The sequence below is a fragment of the Hafnia paralvei ATCC 29927 genome, assembly GCF_001655005.1.
GTDB lineage: Bacteria > Pseudomonadota > Gammaproteobacteria > Enterobacterales > Enterobacteriaceae > Hafnia > Hafnia paralvei.
In genome coordinates, this window is sequence record NZ_LXET01000066.1 from 1 (window position 1) to 8784 (window position 8784).

Genomic DNA, 8784 nt, shown 5'->3' on the forward strand with positions numbered 1-8784 from the left:
GCGTAGCATGGTTTCCAGCGGATAAGGTCGCCGGCCATTACCAGCCTTGGGGTAAAACGGCTCGATGACTTCCACCATGTTTTGCCATGGCAGAATCTGCTCCATGCGGGACAAGAAAATCTCTTTTCTGGTCTGACGGCGCTTACTGCTGAATTCACTGTCGGCGAAGGTAAGTTGATGACTCATGATGAACCCTGTTCCATGGCTCCAGATGACAAACATGATCTCATATCAGGGACTTGTTCGCACCTTCCTTAGATAAACGCTAATAAAATACGGAAACCATTATCATGAAAAAATCACTGACGTTACTCGCCGCAGCAACCTTAAGCGCCCTGAGCTTTGCCTCCTGGGCTGATACTCTGACCGTTGGCGCGTCTAACGTGCCGCATGCGGAGATCCTTGAACAGGCCAAACCGATTCTGGCGAAGCAGGGGATCGATCTGGAGATTAAACCGTTCCAGGATTACATTCTGCCGAACACTGCGCTGGCTGGCCGTGAGATTGATGCCAACTACTTCCAGCATATTCCGTACCTGAACAGCGTGATTAAAGACCATGCAGGCGATAAAACGTATGACTTCGTTAGCGCCGGAGCGATTCACATTGAGCCGATTGGTATCTATTCGAAAAAAGTGAAATCACTTAAAGATCTGCCGGAAGGCGGCAAAGTCATCATGCGTGATGCGGTATCTGAGGAAGGTCGTATTCTGTCGATTTTCGAAAAAGAGGGTGTGATCAAGCTGAAGCCGGGCGTGGATAAAGTAACCGCGCGCATTAGCGATATCGTCGAAAACCCGAAAAAGCTGAAGTTCCTGCCAAACGTGGAAGCCGCGCTGTTACCGCAGATGTATAACAACGACGAAGGCGATGCGGTGGTGATTAACGCCAACTACGCCATCGATGCCGGGCTGGATCCAGTGAAAGATCCTATTGCCGTTGAAAGTGGTGAAAACAACCCGTATGCCAACATCATTACCGTGCATCGTGGCGACGAGAAGAAAAAGGATATCGTAGCGTTGGTTGATGTCCTGCATTCAAAAGAGATCCAGGACTGGATCCGTACTAAATATAAAGGTGCGGTGATCCCGGTAAACAACTAATCTGCTTTTTGCCGGGTGGCGGCAGTGCTTTATCCGGCCTACGATGTCCTGTAGGCCGGGTAAAACGCGTTCGCGATGCCATGCGGCACCAGAGCTACACTCGCTCAATTCTCGCTGGCAACCCCTGACGCACCGACGCACCCGACACCCAGTCAAGCCAGGTATTGGCTACCTGTCGGGTTGGGTCCGCAAAACCCAATTCGTTGAGATTAATCCCCGACTTAATCTGCTCATCAAACGCCATCGGCTCACCGTCGAGGGTATGCTGTGCCGCGCCCATTTCTTTATGTCCGTAACCATGTTCAATGGCGATGACACCCGGCATGACGCCATGCAGCAGGCTTATCTGCGCTTGCGCCTGACCACCAGGGGTGGTGATACGCACGATATCGCCGTGTGCTAAACCATACCGCTGACCATCCTGTGGATTGAGCGCCACCAGATTAACCGGCTTCAGATGATGAAGGCGTGGGATCACCGCCGTGGCGCTGGACATGGTATTGGATTTGAAGGAAATCAGCTTCAACGGCCACTCTTGTTCCGGGAACAACTCCTCGACCGCACGTCCATCTGACAGACGTGATGGATACCAGGCCGGGCAGCCGCTGTAGCGCTCGCCAGTAATCGCATGGCGGTGCGCGGCGACGTTCGCATTCCAGATTTGGAGCGGTTTTTCCCAGGCATTGCCGACGCGGTTATCAACTCGCCCGCTGTTGTCCGGCGCAAAGCGCCCGCCGCGGGAGTAGATAAACGCCACTCGGCTGATTTCATCGGTTTTCAACGTTTGGGTCATCACAGGCATGATCCGCTGGACCCCGGTCAGCGCTATGTCTTCCGGCTGTGCTTCAGCAACCGGAGCTTTGCCCATAAACGCAATATTGGCCGCGAGACGCAGGTAGTAATCTTCCGCACGGTTCAACGGATAGTGATTACCTTGCGGATCGGTAATTGCATTGTCGCCGAATCCAGGTAGCCCGATGCGCTTTGCCACTGCGATACAGAAAGACTCCATCGAGGCCGGTTGACCGTCAGCCGTGAGGCTGGTCGCCGATCTGACAACTGGCCAACGCGCGGTGGTGGCTTTGCTGGCCACGCCCGCCCACGGAGCGCTGAATCCCCAGCTTTCGAAGTTGTGGGTATCCGGCACGATGTAATCTGCCAGCGCCGTGGTTTCGTTCATAAAGGCGTCAATGGCAATAAACAGCGGCAGACGAGCAGGATCCTTGAGCTTTTCTTCCGCCACGCCGCGTAACCCCGCAATGCCGTAAAACGGGTTGGTCATGTTGGAGATCCAGGCTTTCAGCGGATAAGGGTAACCTTCAAGCGCCGAGACGAGGAGTTCGGTAAGCTGACCGGCGACAAACGGATACCACGGCGCTTTAGCCGGGAAGGGCGATTGCCCGGCAGCCACCTTATTGCGGTACTCTTCCGAAGACTCATAAGCGGTTTTACTGCGCGCGATGCTTAACCCTTTCGGTTTTACCTTCCCGGCGAAGCTGTCCATGTTGTAGCGCGGACCGTCGGTGGCACCATTAAATTTGCCGCCGCCGACGAACACGCCGCCTTCAAGGCTGAGGTTACCAATAAGCGCATTGAGCATCATCACCGACCAGGCGTTATAAAATCCATTGCCTGCCATCATTCCGCCGTGCGTGATCACCGCCGCTTTACGCCCGTGGCGGGTGAATGCGTCGGCCAGAACGGCAATGTCTGCTTCTGACACCCCACACTGCTGGCTGTACTGCGTTAGCGACAGTTTCTCTGCGGACTCACGCAGACACTGGAAGCTGCTTTTTACCGTTACTGTCTGCCCGTCGGCCAGCGTCACTTCACGGGTAACAAACAGCTGAGCGCGCGGGCAACTGCTGGCGGCGACAATCTCACCGGCCTCGTTGACGACCACCGGCTCCTGGGCTGCGTTTGCACTCAGATGGGCGAGGGTCAGGTGTTGTCCGGCAAGCGTTGGAATTTCATCGGTAATCACCAGATGCGTTGCATTAGTCCAGCTTTTTTCTCCTGCCTGCTGCATGGCCTGCACGCCGGGAATGGCGAGATAATCAGCGTTATAGCGTTGTTTATCGATAATCCAGCTTATCATCCCCATAGCCAGCGCGGAGTCGCTTCCCGGTCGTACGGGCTGCCAGTGGCCGCGATCGTCAGCCAGCACCGTGGTTAATGGCAGGGCTGGCGCCACCACAACATAGCGGAAGTCGTCACGTAAACGGGCGCTGGCCAGCTGGCGGGCCTGGCGCTTAAACGGGTTGCCGGATTGCGCCGGAGAGGTGCCCATAAACAGCGCGAATTCGACGTTATCCCAGTCGGGTTTTACGTGGGTATTTTTATCCAGATCGCCCATTAACGCACCTGAACCGGCCCGATAGGCCAGACCGCAGTAAGCGCCATGAGCGCCGAAGTTTTTACTGCCGAAACTGTTCAGTGCGAAGCGACGTAAAAAGGTATCACGTCCTTCATCGCTGGTATTGGTGACCAGCAGTTGATTGGATTTTGGGCCAAAGCCGGGATGTTTCGCATCAAGCGGTGTAGTGGGATCGTGGATAGCTCTCAGACCATCAACGTGGCCTTCACCAAACAAATCCCCACCTTCCACCACCTCTTTGATCAGCTGTTCGAAGCTGATGCGCTGCCATTTTCCTTCACCGCGTTTACCGACGCGCTTCATAGGCTCCAGAATACGTAGCGGGCTGTACAGACCTTCGAGTAAGGTTGCACCACGGGCGCAGGCGGTAGAACGTGCGTCAAGACCTGACTCCCCGGTCAACTGTTCCATTGCCGTGGCAAAGGGGACAGAGGCGTCTATATGGTGCTCGTGCGACAACGGATGATAAGGGTTGCCCGCAATGCGCAGCACTTTGCCTTGCTCAGTGTCAACGCGAACCCGTACACCACACTGCGTCCAGCAACCAAAGCACTGCGTCATCGAGATCACCTGCTGCGGGTTTTGCTGCCAGTGAGGCCGGGCGTTGGCTTCGGGGATGAGCGCGTTGGCAAAAATGCGGTCACGGGTAATTTTGCCCGAGGTTCCGTCCAACAAACCGTCTATCGCGCGCTTTGCCACATCCCGATAACTCAGGCCAAAAGTCACCATGCCACCTACGGCAAGGCCGACTTTAAGCCACTGACGACGGGTTAAATTAGCCATGTTGCATTCTCCTTGCGATCGCGTTCAGGGCTTCACGAACAATAATAATCAGTGCTATCCACAGGCCGAAGGTACCCACAATAGCCAGCCAGCCATCGGTGCCGCCGGGCAGGGTATAGGGATTAAACTGCGCGTTAAATTTCGGTACGGTCTGCACCTGGATGAGTAACGTCCAGCGCATTAGCCAGCACAGCGCCATAGCGCTAAAAGCGAGTAATATGCGCAGCGGTAGCGATAAGGGGTAACGTACAACCAACCCGCAAAGAGCAAGCGAAACAAGCCATAGCGCAACCCAACCGATAGCGTAGTGTTGTGCTGAAGAGGCAACATCCAGCCACTGACGGATAGCCGAACCGGAAAGCGTATTCCCACTCGCCCAGATCGCCACCACGATAGCCAGCGCGATCAACGTGACCATTTGCCCCCACGCTAGCTTACGCGGTAGTGCGTCCTTGCTATTTGTCGTGGCAATAAGCAGGGCAAGAAATGTTTGCAGCGCGCTGAGGAACATCGCAACCGGAAAGGCGTAACTGAACCAAATGGGACGCGCCTGTACCACCGACACTTCACGGCCGGTGTAAACCAGCAATCCGATGGCGGACAGCGCGCTACCAAGTGCTAACCATTTTGTTACGCTGTAACTTTTTAGCGTTAGCCGTTTCACATGCGGCGCCAGAAACCACAGACCTAAAAAACCGGTAAACAGCGGTAAAAACAGCGCGCCCCACGGCATCCAGGACCATGGCGTCGGATACGCATAGAAGTGCCAGACGCGGGCTGTTTGGTGTAGATCAGCAGTCAGCGCCAGCGGCGCGGTAATCGCGCAGGTCAGGGCGATTAGCAGCGTCAGATTCTCCAGGTCTGCCGTTTCTTTTTTGCGCCAGTGGAGAACGCATGCGAACAGCGCGGCGCAGGCGGCAATGCCGATGAAAAAGAAATATTGTACGGCCCAGGGTAACCAGCTTACGTCCTGGGGATGGGCCAGAACCTCGTCGATAATCAGTGAATGGTTCATTTAAACCTCCTGCCAGAGAGCGGGTTGAGCACGTCCCATCAATGGGGTAACAAACGCCTCATCCAGCCCCAGATAGAACACGTGAGGAGACGTACCGCTTTCCGGCTTCAGGACTTTGATGGCGTCATGGTGCTCATGCAGCATTTGCGAAATGCGGCTGTGCGGATCTTTAATATCGCCAATGATGCGCGCGCCGCCGACGCAGGATTCCACACAGGCCGGGAGCAGCCCCGCTTCGAGGCGGTGAACGCAAAAGGTACATTTATCGGCGGTTTGCGTTTCATGGTTGATGAATCGCGCATCATAAGGGCAGGCCTGCACGCAATAGGCGCAGCCCACGCAGCGTGTGTTGTCGACCACCACAATGCCGTCTTCGCGTTGGAAAGTGGCTTGTACCGGGCAAACGGGCACGCAAGGGGGATTATCACAATGGTTGCACAGTCGCGGCAGCAGGACGTTGGTAACGCTTTGCTGGCCTTCAATCTGTACTTGATACTGGTTGACGAGGGTACGAAATTCGCCCTGTGGCGTCTGGTTTTCAATGGCGCAACTGACGGTACAGGCCTGGCAGCCGATACAGCGTCGCAGGTCAACCAGCATGGCGTAGCGATGCTGTTGTGAGCCTTCGTGGCGTTCAGGCGAAAAGGGAAATTGCGCCTGAGCCAGCGGAACCAGTGATGCGCCAGCGGTCAGGACGCCCAGTCGCTGGAGAAACTGCCGTTTACTGCTGTCCATATTTTCTCCCGTCACGATGCAACAACGAAACATTGGTCACGCCGTTGATTTGCGTGTGATGAATAAAGAATCTCAATGATTTACAGTGTAAAAATCGTGACGGGGTATACTCTATTGTGGTTAACCACATACCCGGCTTGTTGTTGATCTAAAACAACATAATTGACAGGGACAATTGAGTGGGACGCAACGTAGTAAGATGTCTGACGGTACTGGCGTCGCTGTGGATGCTAAGTGGCGCGGTCAGGGCGCAGACATGGAACATTGGCGTTTTGGCGATGCGCGGGGAGGTTTCTACACGTAATCACTGGCAGCCGCTGGAAACCTTGTTGAATCAGCAAATCCCCGGTGAGCAGTTTCATATTCAACCGCTGGACCTGCGGCAGATGCAGGAGGCGGTGAATCGTGGAACGGTACACTTTGTGGTCACCAATCCGGCGCAGTTTGTCCAGCTTAACAGCCGCTCAGCGCTACGCTGGCTGGCGTCGTTACGATCCACCCGTGGTGGGAAAGCCACCAGTAACGTGATTGGCAGCGCCATTCTCGTCAGGCGCGACAGTGGGTTAACCTCCGCACACGATCTGATCGGCAAAACGGTTGGCGCCATTGATGCTCAGGCGTTTGGCGGCTATTTGCTGGGATATAAAGCGCTCAGTGATGCCGGTCTGCGCCCTGAACGTGATTTACGTCTGACGTTTACCGGATTTCCCGCCGATGCCTTACTCTATTTATTACGTGAAAAAGCCGTGCAGGCGGTGATCGTGCCGGTGTGCCTGCTGGAAAAAATGGATGAAGAAGGCCTCATCCGTAAAACCGATTTTATGACCGTGTTGAATCATCCGACTTCAATTCCCTGTTTAACCAGTACGCCGCTCTATCCGGACTGGTCATTTGCCGCACTACCTGCAGTGAGTGACGAGCTGGCCGATCGCGTCACGCGGGTACTGTTCAATGCACCGCAAAACGCGACGTTTCGCTGGGGTGCGCCCGCCTCGACCCGTGAAGTAGAAGCGTTGCTGCGCGACGTCCGACAGCATCCGCAGCAGCGTCAGCTGTGGCTGGATGTCAAAAGCTGGTTTATTCAACACCGACTGGCGATGGGGGGCGTGGTCATCGTATTGCTGTTGCTTACGCTCAATTACATCTGGGTGATGCTGTTGGTTCGCCGACGTGGCAGGCAGCTGGAGCGGAACAACGTGTTGTTGCACAAACAGGAACAGGCGCTGGAGACTGCCCGCCAAATGAGCGTGCTGGGGGAGATGACCTCCGGTTTTGCCCATGAACTCAATCAGCCGTTGTCTGCTATCCGTCATTATGCCCAAGGCTGTCTAATTCGCCTGCGTGGTCAGGATGAGCAGCATCCGTTGCTGCCCGCGCTTGAGCACATAGACGCCCAGGCACAACGAGGAGCCGATACGCTGCGCAATCTCCGGCAGTGGGTCAGCCAGGCACAGGGCAATCCGGTACTCACCGATGACTGGCAAGCCATCAACGTTCACGATGCTATCCATCACGTCTGGCAATTACTGCGTATGCCCCAGCAATTCCCGGCGATAACGCTGCACACGCAGGTTAGTAAGGCGTTAACGTTGATGCTGCCAAGCGTTCTTCTTGAGCAGGTGCTGGCTAACCTGGTACTCAATGCCGCCCAGGCAGGCGCTACGACGGTATGGTTTAGCGCCCTGCATAAGGATGGCGGCGTGCGTATTCAGGTGCAGGATAATGCCGGAGGTATTGACGAGGCTCAGTTGTATCAGGCGTTTCAGCCGTTTATGACCACCCGCAAAGAAGGTATGGGACTAGGACTGGCCATTTGTCAGCGACTGGTGCGCTACGCAAACGGAGATATTGAGATCAAAAATCAGCAGGCCCCGGACGGTAAAGCGGGGGCGAGAGTGACATTGTATTTTAAGCCAAATCAGGAAGGAGGCCGTAGTGGCGATAATTCATCTGCTGGATGACGACATTGCCGTTACCCAGGCCTGTGCGTTTTTATTGGAAAGTCTGGGATATGAAGTGTCTTGCTGGGAGCAAGGCGAGAAATTCCTCGCCGAGGCAAATTTGCACCAGGTGGGCGTACTACTGCTGGATATGCGTATGCCGGTACTGGATGGGCACGCTGTGCATGAAATCATGCGTCAGAAAGCAAGTACGCTGGCGGTGGTCTTTCTCACCGGGCACGGCGATGTGCCGATGGCGGTTGAGCAAATGAAACGTGGCGCGGTCGACTTTTTGCAAAAACCGGTGTCAGCCGTGCCGCTTCAGGCAGCATTAGAACATGCCTTGCAGGTCTCGGCAGCGGCGTTCTCGCGACAAGAGATCATCTCATGCTACCAACAACTTACGCCAAAAGAACGGGAACTGGCGCATCTGGTAGCAAAAGGGTTAATGAATCGGGAAATTGCTGATGCCATGAATATTGCCGTGCGTACGGTTGAAGTGCACCGGGCGCGGGTGATGGAAAAAATGCAGGCAGGAAGTCTTGCTGAGCTCGTTAATCGACTTCAGAGAATTCAGTAGAATGATAACATTTATTTGATTTTCATTGAATTTTGTCTAAATCCTCAGAGTGATATATGCTGTTGGTTTGAGTTAATGACGAGCGGGCAAAAATGGGAAATCAGACGAAAGACGACGAGTTGTACCGTGAAATGTGCAGAGTAGTCGGTAAAGTAGTGCTGGAAATGCGCGATCTGGGACAAGAACCTAAGCATATCGTCATTGCGGGAGTACTGAGAACCACCCTTGCTAACCAGCGCGTGAAGCGCAGT

Annotated in this window: 8 protein-coding genes; 4 read left to right on the top strand and 4 right to left on the bottom strand. The window is 54.7% G+C overall.

Annotation, left to right across the window (positions count from 1 at the left end; genetic code table 11):
• The coding region (locus M988_RS21440; RefSeq protein ID WP_000019376.1) for a transposase at positions 1-186 on the bottom strand (186 nt) is incomplete at its 3' end.
• 104 nt (positions 187-290) lie between these two features.
• Here M988_RS21440 and M988_RS21445 point away from each other — a divergent pair.
• Positions 291-1103 carry a MetQ/NlpA family ABC transporter substrate-binding protein gene (locus M988_RS21445; RefSeq protein WP_003029358.1) on the top strand — a complete coding sequence of 271 codons (813 nt, stop codon included), beginning with the start codon at positions 291-293 and terminating at the stop codon, positions 1101-1103.
• A 94-nt stretch (positions 1104-1197) separates the two neighbouring features.
• Here M988_RS21445 and ttrA read toward each other — a convergent pair whose 3' ends face one another.
• From ttrA to ttrB, 3 genes are read right to left on the bottom strand one after another with little or no spacing between them, the layout of a single operon-like run.
• Positions 1198-4263: a tetrathionate reductase subunit TtrA gene (gene ttrA, locus M988_RS21450; RefSeq protein ID WP_000002334.1), complete on the bottom strand. Its 3066-nt coding sequence runs from the start codon at positions 4261-4263 to the stop codon at positions 1198-1200.
• The gene (gene ttrC, locus M988_RS21455) at positions 4256-5278 is read right to left on the bottom strand and encodes a tetrathionate reductase subunit TtrC (RefSeq protein ID WP_046360939.1); all 1023 of its coding nucleotides are present in this window, start codon (positions 5276-5278) and stop codon (positions 4256-4258) included. Before ttrC ends, ttrA begins: the two co-directional genes overlap by 8 nt.
• Positions 5279-6013: a tetrathionate reductase subunit TtrB gene (ttrB, locus tag M988_RS21460; protein WP_000378466.1), complete on the bottom strand. Its 735-nt coding sequence runs from the start codon at positions 6011-6013 to the stop codon at positions 5279-5281. It lies immediately after the preceding gene.
• A gap of 227 nt (positions 6014-6240) precedes the next feature.
• On the opposite strand from ttrB, the gene ttrS reads away from it, so the two are divergent.
• From ttrS to fumD, 3 genes are all read left to right on the top strand, one after another.
• On the top strand, positions 6241-7974 hold the full coding sequence (ttrS, locus tag M988_RS21465; RefSeq protein ID WP_080950116.1) for a tetrathionate respiration histidine kinase TtrS: 1734 nt from the start codon (positions 6241-6243) through the stop codon (positions 7972-7974).
• Complete coding sequence (gene ttrR / locus M988_RS21470; protein WP_000974596.1) at positions 7949-8533, top strand: tetrathionate respiration response regulator TtrR; 585 nt, start codon at positions 7949-7951, stop codon at positions 8531-8533. Before ttrS ends, ttrR begins: the two co-directional genes overlap by 26 nt.
• 92 nt (positions 8534-8625) lie before the next feature.
• A partial coding sequence (gene fumD, locus M988_RS22595) for a fumarate hydratase FumD (RefSeq protein WP_074388470.1) occupies positions 8626-8784 on the top strand: 159 nt, incomplete at its 3' end.

What these genes read in the sequence shown, in the direction of transcription:
- ttrB (WP_000378466.1), bottom strand. Translation starts at nt 6,013, where the DNA reads ATGGACAGCAGTAAACGGCAGTTTCTCCAGCGACTGGGCGTCCTGACC.
- ttrA (WP_000002334.1), bottom strand. Translation starts at nt 4,263, where the DNA reads ATGGCTAATTTAACCCGTCGTCAGTGGCTTAAAGTCGGCCTTGCCGTA.
- M988_RS21445 (WP_003029358.1), top strand. Translation starts at nt 291, where the DNA reads ATGAAAAAATCACTGACGTTACTCGCCGCAGCAACCTTAAGCGCCCTG.
- ttrC (WP_046360939.1), bottom strand. Translation starts at nt 5,278, where the DNA reads ATGAACCATTCACTGATTATCGACGAGGTTCTGGCCCATCCCCAGGAC.
- ttrS (WP_080950116.1), top strand. Translation starts at nt 6,241, where the DNA reads ATGCTAAGTGGCGCGGTCAGGGCGCAGACATGGAACATTGGCGTTTTG.